General features: G+C 42.5%; 16 protein-coding genes. 1 reads left to right on the top strand and 15 read right to left on the bottom strand.

Going from position 1 to position 16,931, the window contains the following annotated elements:
• Positions 1-61: 61 nt before the first annotated feature.
• From AB4323_RS05555 to AB4323_RS05540, 4 genes are all read right to left on the bottom strand, one after another.
• Positions 62-367: an NIPSNAP family protein gene (locus tag AB4323_RS05555; protein WP_017070270.1), complete on the bottom strand. Its 306-nt coding sequence runs from the start codon at positions 365-367 to the stop codon at positions 62-64.
• A 62-nt stretch (positions 368-429) separates the two neighbouring features.
• Complete coding sequence (locus AB4323_RS05550; RefSeq protein WP_372151875.1) at positions 430-759, bottom strand: AzlD domain-containing protein; 330 nt, start codon at positions 757-759, stop codon at positions 430-432.
• A gap of 2 nt (positions 760-761) precedes the next feature.
• Complete coding sequence (locus tag AB4323_RS05545) at positions 762-1,490, bottom strand: AzlC family ABC transporter permease (protein WP_102332998.1); 729 nt, start codon at positions 1,488-1,490, stop codon at positions 762-764.
• A 167-nt stretch (positions 1,491-1,657) separates the two neighbouring features.
• On the bottom strand, positions 1,658-2,491 hold the full coding sequence (locus AB4323_RS05540) for an AraC family transcriptional regulator (RefSeq protein WP_102332999.1): 834 nt from the start codon (positions 2,489-2,491) through the stop codon (positions 1,658-1,660).
• Positions 2,492-2,738: 247 nt separating this feature from the next.
• Between AB4323_RS05540 and AB4323_RS05535 the strand changes: the two genes are divergently transcribed.
• Positions 2,739-3,074 carry a hypothetical protein gene (locus tag AB4323_RS05535; RefSeq protein ID WP_102333000.1) on the top strand — a complete coding sequence of 112 codons (336 nt, stop codon included), beginning with the start codon at positions 2,739-2,741 and terminating at the stop codon, positions 3,072-3,074.
• A gap of 67 nt (positions 3,075-3,141) precedes the next feature.
• Here the strand turns inward: AB4323_RS05535 and AB4323_RS05530 are convergent, their stop codons facing one another.
• Genes AB4323_RS05530 through AB4323_RS05480 form a run of 11 tightly spaced genes read right to left on the bottom strand, consistent with a single transcriptional unit; the run spans position 3,142 to position 16,460 of the window.
• A complete protein-coding gene (locus tag AB4323_RS05530) occupies positions 3,142-4,560 on the bottom strand; it encodes a DUF4832 domain-containing protein (protein ID WP_372151873.1) in 1,419 nt (472 codons plus the stop codon).
• Between the two features lie 38 nt (positions 4,561-4,598).
• Positions 4,599-4,970: a hypothetical protein gene (locus AB4323_RS05525; RefSeq protein WP_170964679.1), complete on the bottom strand. Its 372-nt coding sequence runs from the start codon at positions 4,968-4,970 to the stop codon at positions 4,599-4,601.
• A 49-nt stretch (positions 4,971-5,019) separates the two neighbouring features.
• The gene (locus AB4323_RS05520) at positions 5,020-6,126 is read right to left on the bottom strand and encodes a glycosyltransferase family 4 protein (protein WP_372107294.1); all 1,107 of its coding nucleotides are present in this window, start codon (positions 6,124-6,126) and stop codon (positions 5,020-5,022) included.
• Complete coding sequence (locus AB4323_RS05515) at positions 6,123-7,334, bottom strand: glycosyltransferase family 4 protein (RefSeq protein ID WP_372107296.1); 1,212 nt, start codon at positions 7,332-7,334, stop codon at positions 6,123-6,125. Before AB4323_RS05515 ends, AB4323_RS05520 begins: the two co-directional genes overlap by 4 nt.
• Positions 7,331-8,329, bottom strand: a complete 999-nt coding sequence (locus AB4323_RS05510; protein WP_372151871.1) for a glycosyltransferase family 2 protein — start codon at positions 8,327-8,329, stop codon at positions 7,331-7,333. Before AB4323_RS05510 ends, AB4323_RS05515 begins: the two co-directional genes overlap by 4 nt.
• Positions 8,326-9,702: a capsular biosynthesis protein gene (locus AB4323_RS05505; RefSeq protein ID WP_102333005.1), complete on the bottom strand. Its 1,377-nt coding sequence runs from the start codon at positions 9,700-9,702 to the stop codon at positions 8,326-8,328. The genes AB4323_RS05510 and AB4323_RS05505 overlap by 4 nt, the downstream gene beginning before the upstream one ends.
• Positions 9,699-10,910, bottom strand: a complete 1,212-nt coding sequence (locus AB4323_RS05500) for a lipopolysaccharide biosynthesis protein (RefSeq protein ID WP_372151869.1) — start codon at positions 10,908-10,910, stop codon at positions 9,699-9,701. Before AB4323_RS05500 ends, AB4323_RS05505 begins: the two co-directional genes overlap by 4 nt.
• Positions 10,910-13,129 carry an exopolysaccharide transport family protein gene (locus AB4323_RS05495; RefSeq protein WP_372151867.1) on the bottom strand — a complete coding sequence of 740 codons (2,220 nt, stop codon included), beginning with the start codon at positions 13,127-13,129 and terminating at the stop codon, positions 10,910-10,912. The genes AB4323_RS05500 and AB4323_RS05495 overlap by 1 nt, the downstream gene beginning before the upstream one ends.
• Positions 13,130-13,142: 13 nt before the next feature.
• The gene (locus AB4323_RS05490; protein ID WP_372050168.1) at positions 13,143-13,745 is read right to left on the bottom strand and encodes a polysaccharide biosynthesis/export family protein; all 603 of its coding nucleotides are present in this window, start codon (positions 13,743-13,745) and stop codon (positions 13,143-13,145) included.
• An 11-nt stretch (positions 13,746-13,756) separates the two neighbouring features.
• A complete protein-coding gene (locus AB4323_RS05485; RefSeq protein ID WP_102333008.1) occupies positions 13,757-15,061 on the bottom strand; it encodes an outer membrane beta-barrel protein in 1,305 nt (434 codons plus the stop codon).
• Complete coding sequence (locus tag AB4323_RS05480; protein ID WP_123301823.1) at positions 15,045-16,460, bottom strand: undecaprenyl-phosphate glucose phosphotransferase; 1,416 nt, start codon at positions 16,458-16,460, stop codon at positions 15,045-15,047. Before AB4323_RS05480 ends, AB4323_RS05485 begins: the two co-directional genes overlap by 17 nt.
• Between the last annotated feature and the right edge of the window lie 471 nt (positions 16,461-16,931).

Genomic DNA, 16,931 nt, shown 5'->3' with positions numbered 1-16,931 from the left:
TAAACACACAAACAGTGAATCAGTACATTAGATGCCACCAAGCTATACGTTGCAAGGTCTATCACTCTAAAACAGGTCTAAAAAAGCTGCGTTCATAACTCACGATGCAATCAACTTCGTCTGCAAATTCAAACGCTTTAATACACTCAGCATCGTTCAACGATTTAATCCGATACTCTTCATAGGCAGCCAAACTTTCAAAGGTAAACAGCGCCAAGGCAATATTGTTCGCCCCTTCCGACGGTAAGAAATAACCATTGTGTTGGCCCCCGAATTTAGCGACCAGTGGAATCCACATTTTTGCGTATGCCTCAAACTCATTTACCTTTTTAGGATCAATCACATATCGAACATAACAAGTAATCATATTTATACAGCCCTTAAATAATAGGAGAAACACAAAGCCTAAGTTGACATTGAAGTTGAAGCTCACGAGAAAAGGTAATCAACCGCAACGAGGTTATAGAACAAAAACACCGCTATGCTGACGCCGATAGTAAGTAGCACATTGCCTGTTTTCCAAATCAACAGACCTGTGACCAGCGCGCCTATCAAGTATGGGTTTTCAAAGCTTAGCCAAAATGTCTGCTCTGGTGCAAATACAATCGGCCCCCAAATTGCGGTAAGCACAGCGGGGCTTGAATAGCGTAACAGTCGACGCGTGGTTTGATTTAATCGAAGCGGGATTGCAGGCTCTAGAAACAGATACCGACTAAAGAAAACAATCGCTGTCATAAGGAATATCGTTAACCAAATCATCTCTATTTCCCCTCCACAATTGTCTTGTTGCCGTTGTTTCGCTCTTGGAACGATTCGCTGATAAAGCCCGCTAACATACCGGCAATCGCTGCAATCATTAGCCCGCCCTCAATATTGTTAACCGACATGGCAACCGAAGTGACCAGTGAAACAACCACACACACCACGACGGGTAGAGTTCGGATTAATGGGAACACCAAGGCGATAAAGGTTGCTGCGACCGCGAAGTCGAGCCCAATTTCATTAAGCGAAGGAATCTGGCTTCCCGCGACAATGCCAACAAAGCTCGCAATATTCCAAACTAGGTAAAAACCGCCGCCTACACCCGCAGCGTACCAGCGATTAAATTCTTTCTGAGACTGCCCACTACAAATCGCAAACAACTCATCGGTGAGCCAAAATCCGAGTAATAGACGCCAACGCGCAGGAAGATGGTTGATTTTGTCACGCATCGATACGCTATACAGAAAGTGTCTAGACGTGATGAATAAGGTAGTCAACAACATGGTGCCTAGACCAATACCCGCTTTAAACATACCCGCGGCGACAAGTTGCGCTGAGCCAGCAAACAAAATAGCCGACATCGCTTGCGCTTGAAGTTGATTCAATCCGGCATCTATCGCATATGAACCGGCCAGAACCCCCCAAGGGATTACCGCAATGCTCAACGGCATTCCCGCTAAAACGCCCTTCCATAACTGTGTTCGTCTATCCATTGTTTCACTATCCATATAGTTCTTTTCTCTCTTCACATTGGCTATTCAATGTAAGAGGAGTTGAGTCGGTTCGATTGTACAAACTTGCTCGATTTCATGCCCCTCTGTTTGCCGCACTTAACCGTACTTAACTGCACTTAACTGCACTTAACACAAGTTGGCCATGCCTTAGCCATGCAAGTTTAGAGCATTTTGATGTATTGCCCCGGCGTGTAGCCATTGGCCTTTTTGAAGTGTCGATGAAAATGGCTTTGATCATGAAAACCACACTCTTGCGCGGTATCTGAAATGGTATGTCCTTGTTTCAATAACTTACGCGAAAGCCTTAACCGAGACTGGATTTGATACGCATGTGGCGGAAGACCAAACTCTTTTTGAAAAGAACGCACTAAGTGAAACGGACTCAATGCCGCTAACTTAGACAGCTCCTCTAGGGACACATCGGCTTGTGGAAAATCATCTAAGAACTCTTTCACCAAGACAAGCTGGCGCTGAGTTTTTCCGTCGAGTTGAGGGTTAAGCGGCGATTTTCCGTGTCGGCTAATCAGTTTAACCAACATCCCGTACATCAAGGTCTCTCTTAACAAGCGATTGTCAGATTCATCAATCGTGTTAAAGACTAATCTCAATTGATTGGCGAGTTCAGGATCTTCAACAACCGCTCTTGGGAAGTAAGGCGCCCCGTAATTGGGTAGGTTTAGCTCTTGAGTGATCTTGGCAAGTTGATCTGGGAGTGGATACATGGCTCGATACGCCCAACCGCCTTCAGTGGCAGAGTGACCGCTATGAACTTCGTCGGCATTGACCAGAATAATCGCATCTTGTGGTGCTATATGATGCCCGCCCGTTCGATAGAAACGCTGAGCGCCCTGCTCGATGACTCCCAGCGTATAGCCCTCGTGGCTGTGGCGCGAGAAGTTCTGCTTTTCGTATTCAGCATTAAGAATTTCAAGGCCGCCGAGCTCTTCGGTTATCTTATACTCGGCCTTTTCTTTAGAGCGTTTATTGTTCTCCATAACAATTCCCAAGCCTGTTGATTATCGAGCGACTTATCAGTCTACCCTATAGTCTCTTTCAGCTTTTGTACAAAATTGCGCATTTGGCAGCTAAGACATTTTTTGACCTAGGAATTAAACGGCTCAATAACGTGCTCTAATTGCGAGCAAGATCGTGCTCTTTAAGCAGTTAGCGAAGAATTGACAAATCAACGACTTAATCATGTTCATAATCCCCGCCAATTATTGGTAACTGTTCAGAGATATGATGAAGAAAGCCTTAGCATTGATCTTTTTCTTGAGCCTTACGGGTTGCACTCATAACCAGTCGAAAGCGTTAAGCATGAACTCTTCGTCAGTTAATTCATACCCGCAGTCGATGTCGAACCTACAACTGTGCGACACCTTGTATTACGGAAGGCCGAGCAATCAAACACTGGCCGCTATTGGCAGCGAATTTAACCGAAGAGGTCTGTCAAAGCGTTGGTGTGATACCGAAACCAATAAGCTTTATTTAACCAAGACAATTGATTGGGTTACTGAACAAGTAGAAGGCAAAGAAGACTCTGAGGAAGCGTCAGCAGTGGTGTTGCCTGCGAATTAGATTGAGTAATCAGGGCTAACCAGACCATCTTATCTAGCATGCATTAGAAGAGTAATGACAATTGTCATTACTCTTCAATGATCACTTCACTTAGCCGATACCAACCATCAGGCTGTTTCCCTATATTTGCCAAATTCAAAGGTTTACTGTCACGACCTTCACTCACTGCTATTTCGATATAATAATGACCGACATTTAGATCTGTCGGCAATGAGAAGTTCGCAATAGATTTATAATCTCCAGGGAGCCAAGCTTCGCTACTTGTACTATCTTTTGCAAACGAAACCACCTGACCGTTGCTGTTTACTAATCGATAATACGCATAATAAGGTTGGTATGTTGGTGCGACTCCATCGTTAAAAATATGAGCTTCCAGAGAGAGGTTTTTCCCCATCGACAGGTAAGCTGAATGACGAATCGTATCGACTCGAAAGCGATATCCAATTTTTAGCAACGCATTATCTAACAAATCGCGGTACTGTTCGGGAATTGGCTTCGATTTCAAGTTTAGGCTACTCGCATGCTGATTAATCGCCCAGTCTAATGAGGCAGCCACTTGAGCTCTTGTGTAATGTTGTGTGGCTAGCCAACCATGCATGTCACCACAGACTTCAAAACTAACCGGCTGGTGCTGCCAAGCCGTATCAAATATTGGTGTTTGCGAGTTTGCTTGTTGAATTCGATACGGGTAGTCATCATTCATATGACTCCAAGTAGGGCCAAAATTATGCCAATCGCCCCAGCAATCGGCACGCCAGCCAGCACCTTTTTCTATTGCGTATACGAAAGAATCCCCCCCGTTGATAAGCATTAATTTTGCAGTATTTGGGAATGCTGAAAAGTGCAGATCAACGAACTTATTTAACTGGTGTTCTGAATACCTACTAAATAGTGGTTCAAGCTCTGGAAAGTTGCTGTTATGCCACTCTCCCCAAGAACCCACCATACCTATGTCAATCTGAGCAAGCCGCGAGTCATTATCGTAACGTTGCCCATAAGCACTAAGTAATTTTTCTACATAGTATAAATAAGTTGGGTCATCGAGATCGGCTACGAAAGTTTTTCCATTTTCAACCCACTGCCCTTCGATACCTTTATCGATGAGCCATTGTGGAATTTTTGTTCCTGAGAATGGTTCATCAAGTGTCATAAAACGCAAAGCTACTCGCTTTGATTGCTTGGCATTCTGTTCAAGCAAGTCATCAATGAGAGAAAAGTTATATTCACCTTCGCTTGGCTCAAGTTCACTCCAATAATACCGGTAGTATCCCATTCCCGAGACAGGATATTGCTCAAGAGTTAGTACGGTACCCCACCCGTCGTGAAACGTTTCAACCCCCATACCTGGATTAGAGATAGGTGTATTGAGTGCCGTGATTGACGTCACTTTATCCCCTACTTCGTCAGCATAGGCGTATGAGGTAACAAAGAATACTAACGATAATAGGTATAGCCATGAGCACTGCCAGTTAGTGACTTTTTTCACTTGTTTATTTCCTATCATTTATCACTCGAGTTCAACCCTTATAGTGATTGAAACCAGTCCCATATACCTAGTGAAAAGCTCTCGAACAGATCGATACCCAGTGCAGACTTTAACAAATACAATGCTAGTAGAGCGAGCATCCCCCCCGCAAGGACAAAGGTAGTTAGCAATACCGTTGTAGCATAGACTAACCATTTAGACTCACCTTGACGCTCTGCTGTACGACGATCACGCCCACTCAACAGCACGACATAGTAGCGCTTGCCAAACCAAGGAAAGCTTTTACGGATATCAACGGAATGTTTTGCGACTAAGCCAACTTGATTAACTGCTTTTTCAATAGCTTGCCTTTGTTCTTCACTCAAGCTTTGTTGCGTTTCTTGCTGTAAAACTCGGTAAAATTGAGTCACTGCCCGGCTCTTATTAGGCTCATCCGTATCATTGTTTTTATTAAGACGATTAGTCACGCTTGCTTCCCAACATGTTATTGTAAACATCCACCGTTTGATCAGCGATTTTATGCCAGTCATATCGTTCTAAAAAGTGTTGATAGTCTTGTAGAGGCATCACACTCCTTTTATTTATTGCCTGTGATAATTCATCTATATTTTTGACTGGGTAATAGCAATCAGATTCAAGTCCAACCTCACTGTTTGGCGCAATATCGCTAACCACCACGGGTAAGGAATATGACATCGCTTCTAGCAGTGCAATAGGCAGCCCTTCATGATAAGAAGGCATTACGAATAGCTTAGCTTGAGAAAATACAACTTGTAGATCCTCCCCTTTGAGAAAACCGGTCAGTATCACGCCTGGGGTGTCTTTCGCTGCTTGTTTTAATGAGCGACTGTATTCACTTTCATGATCGGAATCTCCGATCAGTACGAGCGGCATATCAAGCTTGGATTTTGCGTAGGCTTGAAGAAGATCATGGAAGCCTTTTTCTTCAACAAAACGTCCTACCGCGACAATATATCCTCGCGCACTTAACTGGTAGCGCTCCAATATAGATGATACGACATCAACAGGCAGAGACTTAGCCGGGTTAACTCCATTATAAATAAGATGTGCATCATCTCTTTGATAAGATTGCTTAATAAGGTCATTAATCACCTCTGATATGACAATGACTTCATTGGCATATTTAACGGCAAAACGCTCACCGAGCTTCAAAACAATCTTTGCTAGCTTCCCCCATTTCTCACGCTGATAATCTGGACCATGATGGGTGAATACCACTTTCTTTCCAATCAAGCGTAACAGTGGCACGACTAACCCAGGGCCGATCGCATGAACATGCACCACATTCGAGCCATCCGTTAAGGTAGAAAATGCCGCAATAGTCGAGTGAACGATAGCTTCTAACGATGTCTTTTTCGGAGCCCACAGTGCTTTGGCCGCGACCCCTTTATAACTCCTCGTTTTATAAGCGACATAAGGAGAACGAGCGATAACCTCTACCTCAAATCCTTGCTTAACAATAAGAGGGTAAAGGTGCTGACAGTGAGTTTCGACTCCTCCTAATACATCAGGAATACCACGCGTCCCTAGTACGGTTACTTTCATGATTGCTCACCCAATAAATTTTGATACAAATCGACCAACTGCTGATGATGTGCTCTCAATGAATAGCGCGACTCTAAGCGTTGTCTTGCTTGTTCACCATAATACTTTGTAAGCTCTGGCCGTATCGCAAACTCATCCATCACATTGGCAAGATCATGGGCATTACCCGCTTCAAATAAACGCCCCTCTTTTCCATCTCGAACTTGCTCAGGGATACCTCCAATATTTGCACCGATAATAGGCTTCCCGTACGACATAGCTTCAAGCACTGACATAGAACAGTTTTCATAGCATTCCGAAGGGACAATAACTGCACTAGCTTGTTTTATGAGTAAATGTAAATCCGGTCCCGTTTTAAAACCTAGCCACTCGACCTTACTCTGTTTCCCTGATAGGGAGTCTGCAAGTGGTCCTGTACCGGCTATTTTTAATGGTATAGATTGGTTAGACAACTCGTAAGCCGCTACCATTGTCGCCACGCCTTTTTCCTGACTCAACCGCCCTAAATATAAAAAATATCGATGATCTGCCACATCTTGCTGATCAACGTTCTCGTCAATGCCATTCACTATGACCTCAATTCTATTATTAGGGAGCTTACGACGAATGATATTGGCTAAAAACTGACTAGGTGAAACTATCACATCCAGTGATTGATAGTTCTGAGCAAGCGATTGATACAACGCCTCCACAACAAGCAAGCCACTTTTAAACCATGATCCTTGTTGGCAGCGATATCTTAAAGCGTTAAAAACACTTCCTTGTAAACACGCTTCACAGGTGTGTCCATCACGATACATAGTATAGCTAGGACAGGCTATTTTAGTATCATGAGCGGTGAGCACCGTTTTACATCCGGCTTGCTTAGCAACCTTGATAATTGAGGGAGTTAGCTGGTGATAAATGTTGTGAAAGTGAACGATATCGGGTTGCTCAGTAGTAATCAACTCAGAAAGCTTTTCACACGCTTCTGCGTTATGTACAAACCGCATTGCCGTTTTCAACGCGCTGAGTAAAGTAGCATTGGCGTGATAATCCACATTATCGACGAAACTAGCACTGTAATCAGATACCAAGTTGTCATTGTGAGCCATTGAAAAGTCGATAACCGAAAACCCTCGATCCATCAACATTTCTCTTTCTTGAAAAAAGACCGTTTCAGCGCCCCCCTTTAAGAAAAAAAACTTATTCACCACCAATACTTTCATGACACATCTCGCTCTAACACTTTATGTGACGGTGGTTGATTTGGGTCTTTAATGGGCAACAACAAACCATTTACCAATCCGGCTGAAAATACGGTCAAATTAATAATGCTCTGCGCACCGTCCTTTATTGAGCGGTTTTTAAACGCTTTAGCAGCAAAGAAAAGCATCAATGGCAACAGGCTAATGGTCAACAACGAAACATTACCCACCAGCAAGGCAAAAATTAACCAAGCAAGATAGCAAGCAAAGATCAACTCATTACGCACCACACTCACAGCTTTTCGAAAGTACGCTTTACCAAACGCGCTCTTTAGCAATTCGCCTGACGCAAACAAATAACCACGATTCCATCGGTAGCGCAGTAACGTTAACGTCGGCATATCATAAGAAGTATGATGGAAAAACGGGGTATCCAAACGATGCAATTTGTAACCAGCATGTTCGAGTCTCATACCAAGCTCGGCCTCTTCATAGGCATGCAATGTGCGATGTGTAAGATAACCTATATCATTGATTGCACTCGCCCGATACAGCCCTCCCCCGGCTAAATGACTACAATCACCAGTAGGGTATATTTTGTGATGCCTTTGTTGGCGAGATTTAAATTCGTAGCTATTCGCTTCATCCATTTCAACCGCCCCCGCCACAGCGGCGTAAGCCGGCTCTTTTTCCAGAAATGCTATCGCCGCATCAATGAACCCGTCTTGTAAACGCATGTCACCATCCAATAACAATAGATAGTCACCAGTGCTGTATAAATAGCCAAGTTGATGGCCTACGCCGCAGCAACGATCATTAGCGTTGATTAACGTCACGACTTTAGCGCCATTCTCTAACGCAATTTTTTGCGTATCATCATCAGATAAGCTATCGGCAACAATGACATCATATTGATAATTCTTTAGCTGACTTTGAACGCTTTTAATCGTTGCAGCAATACCACCTTGTTCATTGAGTGTTTTTATAATCACGGTGATTCTAGGTAAAGAACTCATAACCTTGCCCCCGATTGAATAACAGTCTTGCGTATGATTAGACTTCCGCCAAGTGAAAAATAGAAAAGGAACTGCAACATAGGCACCAACATTAAAATTTGGCTGTAAGGTAAGCTTAATAAACCTGCAAAACTAAATGCAATAAACGCAGGTTGCCAAGAGAGCAATTGAATGTCTTGCATCGATAACTGCTCACGTTTTAGCACTTCCTTGGGCATTGACACCTTTAGCGCCAATAAAATTGGACATAAAAATAGGACTAACCCAACGACACCAAATTCCCACAACATCATGCTTAGTGACGTAGAATCTAGGAGGACATTAAATATTTGATTCAAGAAACCTGGAGCTACCGAACTACCGTGGTTGGTTGCATTTAACCCATAACCAAACCACACGTTAGACCATCCATAAAGCTGACTATTATCCAACCAGAAAAATAGCGTGGTCATCCGCCCTAATTCTCCCGTTGGTAAGATGTAATTTGAGTCATATATATACTCTAAAGAATCCCAAAACACCTTTAAAGCACTGTGGTCAGGGTCGGTATCAAAAGCGCTTGCGTAAGAGGCAGCAAGGACAACTATTGCCAATAAAACTAACAATCCCATGGTACAAACCATAAGAAGCACTTTCTTAATATCCTTTTGCCTAACGCCGTAAACATAACTAGGGCACAGCCAAACAAATATTAAAAGTATAGGAGCAAGCAAAATGACGAACTTAACTTCACCAAGAACGCACAAAATAAACGCGGCAACAATATGCAGTATCATGTTAAGCCGACTAACTACACCATGCCTAAATTCAGACAATTTAAGGAGCATGACAAGTAAACAGAATAACCCTAATGCTGCCGTGTTTCCCCCGCCCATAGGGTCACCACCGAAAGTCCCTACCACAGAGTCCCACTTTTCAAATTCACCTTTCAAAGCGACACGTTGTGGGACAACAACTAAAATCTGATACAAGATAACTGGGAATTGTAGATAGAAAATCCAATATAGCATCTGCACCACGCGGTAAAGCTGCGACTCTCGGATAAACCCCAATAGTAAGCATAGAAAAATAAGCGACAATGCAAGTTCGTTCTTCCAACCTACAATGGTCACCGTCAGCCCATTTTGTAGAACTGTCGACGCTAAGATCAACGTATAGGCCCCCACCAACAACAATGTGAGTACTGTTTCTATATTATCTAACTTAACCGCTTCATAATTGGTTTGCATCAATAGCAACAAAACCATCGCAAAGGCAGCAACAAATGGCAGCCAAAGCACTGCGCCGACACCAGTCAGATACTGTACTAGCCCACAAGCAACTAACGTTACAAACGTGTATACCTGCAAAAACAGACCATTATTTATCTTCAAGTAACCTCCATCGTTCGACGAAGTCGCACAGCCGTTTTATTCACTTCAAAATAAATAAACAGGTATCGAATAGAAGACAGTAGGGCGAAGGCAATAACCGAGTATGCATAATCACTTATAAAAAATGGCAGCGCACCAAAAGCCAATACCACCACCATAAGTTGCTCAAGCTGAATGCGAAGGAAATACTTGGGAGAGCCATAAACCAACTCAAGAACGGTCAATGGGCACACCGCTAGCGCCATAAACAAATACGGTAGCATATAGCGAGAAGTTGGCACTGAAGCGACCCATTCAGCGCTAAACCCTAATTGCATCACTATGGGGTAGAAAATGAAAACTCCAAGCACCGCCGTAGTCCCCATAGCAAAGAGTAACCGGCGCACCTTGGAAAATTCAGCGTAATTAAACTGATTGCGTCTAAAGTCGACAGACCAAGTGGAAAAAATAGAGTTTCTTACAGCGTTACCAATGATAACAATAGGCGCTAAGCAAAATCGGCTAACTACGGCGTAATAACCGGCTACAACAGGACTGAACCACACGTTAATAAGGATAACGGGTAAATTATTATTCACCATCGCCAAAATCTCAGCGCTCCCAACTTTGACAATATGATGTTTGTGCTTACGGAAAAACAGTGACAAGGATGAAAGCGAGAATTGCTGTAGATTCATCACGTTTCTTGGTAGAGAGTAACCAATACATAGCAACATACACACTAGCAACGATGCTCCCCAAGCCCAATAGAATGCACTCAAGTCTTCACTGACAGCAATAAGTAACAACACTAACATCGAAACCGATGTTCGCTGTAAAGCTAGTGACTTCATTTTTTGAACTCTCAGCAGTAGATTCTCAGAGATCAAAACCCATGCATGTGCCAACGTTAACATCAGAGTTTGAAGAATGGGACGGTCAAACAAACATGCAATGCCCATAGAATAAATGACCGACGCACAAACACTAAATAACAAGCAAAAAGAGACATTTTGCCCTAGCTCGTTACTCTGTTGTTTTGGCAATAGCAGCTGTGATGCAAACGTACAAACTTGTGCTCCGATTAAGGCAATACTGTACGTTAACGCGTATGAGCCGACTTCCGACATCCCGTACCAATGCGAAATCAACCATATCGAACCAGCCCCAATTAACTGAGACAATATCGATGATGTCGCAATAGTGGAAATGCTTTTAAGCAAGCTCACTAAGAGCCCTCGATATTGAGTAAATCCATACTACCTTGAGCAATAAAACGCAGAGACTCTTCACCCACAACTCGGTCATCACTCACTTGATTGAGTACTCCAAAAGCTCGCTGGTCCAACAACGGCGACAACTTATTTAGTTGATGCTTTATTTCATTCGCCGTATGTTGATCAGATTTGACCACGACAATCAAGCTATCCAAAAAGCGCAATAGGAGCTGTGCATCCTTACTATCATTCAGAGCTGGAAGCTTTATGATGACAGATTCAAAACGCTGACAAAGTGCCAACAATGCAGATTCACATTCTGGGCGAGCAAAAAAAGTTAATGGTGATTCAGCCAGGGTACCAGGGGCGATATAAGACAATCCCTGTGATATTGGCATAATGACTTGCTCAATATCGAGTTGTAGTGCTTCTTGTAATGATGAAGACTTGTTTTCATCACCTATTTGTACCGAACTCAATTGGCTAAACACCAAATGGCTAAACCCAGCAATTTCTTCCTGTACGTTAAACTTAGGGGAACTGCAGTGACTGTCCGCAACAATATCTCTTGTAAATTCGCCTTCTCCACGATAATCCAAATCAAGCAGTAAAGTTGGTTTCACTTCACTGACCGCAGCAGCTAATAATAACGCCGTCGTCGTTGCACCTTCTTGTCGGTATGACGATACGACACCGACACACTGACTACTTGGGCGAGCTAAAGATAATGCGGTATAAGCGCCATTTCCGATCTCGTTGGCATATTGGTTGGAACGAATTTGCTTACCTAACATCCATGTCGACATCGGTTCACTTGTAAATGAAGGCATGTCAGTTAGTGGAATTAATCCAAGCTTTGCTTCCAGCTGTGCAAGAGTTGTTATTGTTTGCTTTGTGGCTGCTCGAATAATGACAACCAAAGCACTAACTAGCATTGTCATAATACTTATCATCACGACTAACAATGGCTTGTTGGGTTTCGCTGGACGCTCACTAGCCACCGCGGGATCATAAATTCGTGCATCTTGCTCTCTATACGTCGTATTAAGAGTATGCTCAGTAGTACGCAGATAAAGCTGCTCATACAGCGATTGCTTTTGAGTAAGATCTGCCATCAAGCCATCATAATGATCACGCTTACCTGCAAGTGCAAAGAAGTCTTTTTTATGCAGAGCTAAGAGCGCTTTATAATGATTTTCTTTGATAAGTTCTGCTTGATATTTTTGCTGAAGCCCTAATTTTAGCTCATCAAGCAGGCGTACAGTTTGCTTGTGAATCACCTCAATTTCAGCATTGGCCTCAAGAACTTTAAGGTGTTTAGGTCCATATCGTCGATTAAGATCTGATAATTTCCGTTTTGCTTGTATAAGTGCAATTCTAAGATCTTGTAGCTGAGGGTGGGAGGAGAAGTCAGGCAACGAGGTGAGAGTCCCTGTATCACCTTTCATATATTGGCTCACCAATTCATAATTAGCTTGAGCAGCTAAGCGCCTCTCTTTTGCATCCGCCAATTTATTGGTAATAATCCCAAGTTCTTCTGTTTCAAAACCATCAACACCTCGGAAGGTCAGTAACCCCTCACTTTGCAAAAATGCGTCTATTTCTTTCTTTTGCTGACTAATTTGTTGTTTGAGTACACCTAGCTGTTGCGTATTCCATCGTTTAGCTTGCTGGGTTTTAGCAATTTTTTGCTCCACCGTATAATCAATAAAAGCTTGTGCCACTGCATTTGCGATTGTTGAAGCTTGTTGTGCGTTCGTAGATTCATAAGACACATAAACTAATTGAGTTAAGCGGACTGAAGTAAATGTTAGGTGTCGCTTCAACTCTTTAACCGCATGGTTAATGCGTAGCTCTCGAGGCAGTGTCCAATCGCCATTGCCAGTTAACGTTGAACCATTAAACTCTTCATTTTGTTGCAGTTCTAACGCTTCAACAGCTTTAACCAACACGACTCTAGATTGCATTAGGTTAAATTGCGTTTCATAGTACTGTGAGCGAGCAGAGTCATAATCTTCGATCGGATCAACCGGAGAGACATTGTCCGATTGCGCTTTAATCAATACTGTCGCAGTCGAGACATACTTAGCCGTCATCGACCAAATCACTGGCAGGCTTAACCCCGTTACAACTACTGTAACCAGCAATAGCTTAAGCCCATGAATTTTCAGAGCAGCCAAAAACGGTGCAAAGTTAACGTTACTTTCTAAAGGTTTACCACGTTCTACCATTACTTTTATCACCTTAGAAAAAGCTCTTCTCAACAATAACAACATCGCCGGGATAGACAGAGTGTGTCATCTCGACTTTTTTTATCATTTCTTTTTTCCCTGAAGGGCGAATGTTAATATCACCTCTATCAGCCCGATCAGTGAAGCCACCGGCCATAGCAATCGCTTGTTCTACAGTAAGTTGGGGCTCATATTCGTAGCCATTAGGGTTTTCAACTTCCCCAAGAAGGTAAAATTTACGGAACCCTTCCATAGTAACGGTCACCATTGGCGAGCGAATAAACCCAGCTTTCAAACGAGTTTCAATATCATGCTCTATCGAGTCTGTCGTTTGTCCTGAGAGCTGTACTCGACCTATATAAGGAAAATTAATATCACCACGCTTGCCTATCTTTAAAGACATCGACATTTCTTTCTCCCCATACACCCAGATTCGTATCTGGTCCCCTGGCCCCAAAAGGTACTCTCGAGTCTCACTGTTAGCCGGATGATGGCTATTTTCAAGAGTCATGGAAGTAGTATTTTTCACTTCTTTTTCAGGTGCTATCGTGTTTGCGGCTGCAGCAAAACTAATACAGCCCATCAACACACAGTAACCTAATAACAGTAGCTTTATTTTTTTCATCTCTAGATCTGTACCTTTAGTGCCAATCCAATTGTGTTTTTGTCATAGCCAAGTTTACGACTCACCGAGGATTGGGAGTTATCTCCGATGAAAAACACGACTTCATCCTCGCTCGAACGTTTGCGGGCGAACTGATAGTTCAACTCAAGCCTAATAGAAGGCCGAAAATCATATCCTAACGTGACTGACGCAACGTCTAGATCATCCTTTCTATCATTCTGTTCTACCCGATAGTCATCGACTTCTCTTCCATAATCAACCGTAGTACTTAACCTCTCGACCCACCAATGATGTTCCCACGATAGACCGACCTTAGTGTTAAGAATATAACCACCTTCTTCCGTTGGGTCTTTGACTCTACGCCAACCATATAAAGACCACTTCGAATGCTTGAGTGGTTGCCAGTTAATATTGGCGTCCCAATTTAAACCACTGAACGATTGTGCCTCTCTGTTATTCGGAAAACGCTTGTACAACCAAGCTAAATCAGTCTCTATTAACAGCTTTCCCGTTCTTTGGGACTTCAAACCGATAAGCGCATAATGTTCACTCGAATCCTTAGCCGAATTCGCTTCATAGCTTCGTAGGTTACTAATTAGACTGTATCGAAAACGAGTCCGCGATGAATACTGGTCGAACAATTCAGCAGTTATAGTATTTTCGTTCCATTCCTGCTCCTTTATATAATGGTAGAAGTCACTGGATGCGCTTTGAACTTCGTCCAACTCATCAAACGCTATATCTTTAACCTGCCACGCAAGGTCTAATTTCCCCCGCCCCTCAGGCGCACCATAGCTATATCGTATCTCACTATTTAAGAACCGGTTTTGTAACGGTGTATTCACTCCAAAAGACGTAAACTGAGTAGGATTGAAACCTTCCGTTAGCTCTGTCCCCCGTTCTTCATGCCCCCAATCTTGCTGGATAAACCAATCAAGACCGTGCTTAAGCCCGAACCTCAACGAAGATCGAAACATTAAAAAATGGTCGGTGTAATCATCATCGCTTGCACTGTCGTAGCGTGAATAATCACCAGAATACACCAACACATAGCGGTCCTCTCCACGCTCGCCTACTGCACGCAAGTACGGTGTTAATTTGGTGTAAGCTGATGCAATCTCGTTCATAGGGTTAACTTGGTATGTCACATTTGAATCCTGACCATACTCAGCGCCAACTTCTGACTGGACATCGATACCCGCTACTGAGATATGCGACTTGGGAGTAAGCTCTGCATGACAAACTTGGCTAACAAAACCAAATAAAACTACAGCGCTGATACTTAGTAGGCTAGTACGCCTTTTCACTAACAAACCCTTTAAATACCGTTAGAAACACTATTTTAATGTCCAACCAAAGCGACCAGCTCTGTAAGTAAACGATGTCATACTGAACCCGTTTACTCATTTTATCGACGGTTTCTGTCTCTCCACGATAGCCATTAATTTGTGCCCAACCTGTTATACCTGGCTTGATTTTGTGTCTAATCATATAGTTAGAGACAATCTTTCGATATTGCTCATTGTGAGCAACTGCATGAGGTCTTGGCCCTACGATAGACATTGAACCTTGTAAGACATTAAAGAATTGAGGAAGCTCATCTAAAGATGTTCGGCGAATAAACGCACCAAACTTTGTCACTCTTGGGTCTGAATGCGTTGCTTGTTTAAAATCGTCCCCGTTCTCCATCACATTCATAGAGCGAAATTTCCATACCTTGATCTTTTTTCCACCCAGACCATAACGATCTTGTTTAAACAAGATGGGACCTTTAGAACTGAGTTTGACTCCGATTGCCACAGCACAAAGAACAGGCGTAATAAGCAACAAAATGAGGCTAGCTAAGACAATATCTTCGATACGCTTGATCACTCCACCTATCCCATCAAATGGAGTACCAAAGATACTTAACGTTTGTACATTACCAACAGACTTGAATTGGGATGCTGATAGGTTATAGCTATACAGATCGGGAACCATAAAAGTATCGACGGTAGTATCAGATAAAAGTGTCAGACAACGAGTGATTCGCTCTTTTGCAATCATAGGTAACGCAATGTAAACCTCATCAATCTGGTTGTGTTGCGCTTGTTCTATCAAAATATCTACAGTGCCAACATAACGAGATTTAATCATATATCCAAACCGTTCTTCCTTACGGTCGTCATACAGTTCAATCTCTATGTCCTGGCTCCTATAATAAATCAGCAATTGCTTCTCCAAAGCAATTGCTGCTGGTGATAGCCCGACAATCGCTATTCTCTTTACCTTTTTGTACTTTTTAAAACACGAACGATAGATCGTAAAAGCAATAACTCGAATTAGAATGGTTGATAACATAGCGCTAGCAAACCAGATATAATACAAGCCATTGTTAAAGTGACTTATTTGACTTCCGACTAAGTCTTCTACGTTATATTTTACGATCTCCATTGCGATCAAAGTAAAGAAGGCTGTCGCAACAATTCGAACAATTGAAGAATCGAGGCGCCGACGTACATGAACACGATATAAATGACAATACTCGCCGAATAACAAAAAGAATGTCGCGACAAAAAACGCCGCTGCCACATCGATTGCGGTTTCATCAACAAATACCGTATTGACAATAACTGCTAAAGACAGATTTATTAGTAAAAAGTCTGTGGCTTTAAATAATGGTGCGTAGCCGTCTTCTGCAATTTTCAGAGCTTGTTTTGTATTCATAAACAAAAAAGACACCTCGAGACATATCGTTAACTGTATTCATTTGATATTAGCCAATTTCTCTCCAATTTATGTGACTTAAACATAAATCTACGAGTTGCCCGCATAGAAGTATAGTAAACACGCTCCAGTCTTATTAAAGATATAGATGTTCATATTTAACTTTTATCAAACTCTCTCTCAGTAAAGGGTACACTATGCACCATAGCCATTAAAGAGCACCTTCAGTCGTATATTGGTTTTATTCGCGCGATCTAAGAAAATTGACAATCTACTAACTAAAACTTTGAAGAATTTCGCGAGATATAATCTTAAGAATATCAATAGACCATTAATTTATATTTATTTTAAATATCAAGCCTATTAATTAGTGTCTATATAAAAGCTTTGAATCTATCGAATAAAGTCCAAGTACAAACGAGATGGGTGGGAACGTTACATAAATTGCAGATAGCAAAAAGCCGCTCATGA

It is taken from the genome of Vibrio sp. 10N.261.52.C11 (genome assembly GCF_041471405.1).
GTDB lineage: Bacteria > Pseudomonadota > Gammaproteobacteria > Enterobacterales > Vibrionaceae > Vibrio > Vibrio crassostreae_C.
This window is presented reverse-complemented; position numbering and strand designations above follow the sequence as displayed.

Bases quoted from the DNA above. Each gene is read 5' to 3' on its own strand.
- AB4323_RS05555 (WP_017070270.1), bottom strand. From the start codon at position 367: ATGATTACTTGTTATGTTCGATATGTGATTGATCCTAAAAAGGTAAAT.
- AB4323_RS05550 (WP_372151875.1), bottom strand. From the start codon at position 759: ATGATTTGGTTAACGATATTCCTTATGACAGCGATTGTTTTCTTTAGT.
- AB4323_RS05545 (WP_102332998.1), bottom strand. From the start codon at position 1,490: ATGGATAGTGAAACAATGGATAGACGAACACAGTTATGGAAGGGCGTT.
- AB4323_RS05540 (WP_102332999.1), bottom strand. From the start codon at position 2,491: ATGGAGAACAATAAACGCTCTAAAGAAAAGGCCGAGTATAAGATAACC.
- AB4323_RS05535 (WP_102333000.1), top strand. From the start codon at position 2,739: ATGAAGAAAGCCTTAGCATTGATCTTTTTCTTGAGCCTTACGGGTTGC.
- AB4323_RS05520 (WP_372107294.1), bottom strand. From the start codon at position 6,126: ATGAAAGTAACCGTACTAGGGACGCGTGGTATTCCTGATGTATTAGGA.
- AB4323_RS05515 (WP_372107296.1), bottom strand. From the start codon at position 7,334: ATGAAAGTATTGGTGGTGAATAAGTTTTTTTTCTTAAAGGGGGGCGCT.
- AB4323_RS05510 (WP_372151871.1), bottom strand. From the start codon at position 8,329: ATGAGTTCTTTACCTAGAATCACCGTGATTATAAAAACACTCAATGAA.
- AB4323_RS05495 (WP_372151867.1), bottom strand. From the start codon at position 13,129: ATGGTAGAACGTGGTAAACCTTTAGAAAGTAACGTTAACTTTGCACCG.
- AB4323_RS05480 (WP_123301823.1), bottom strand. From the start codon at position 16,460: ATGAATACAAAACAAGCTCTGAAAATTGCAGAAGACGGCTACGCACCA.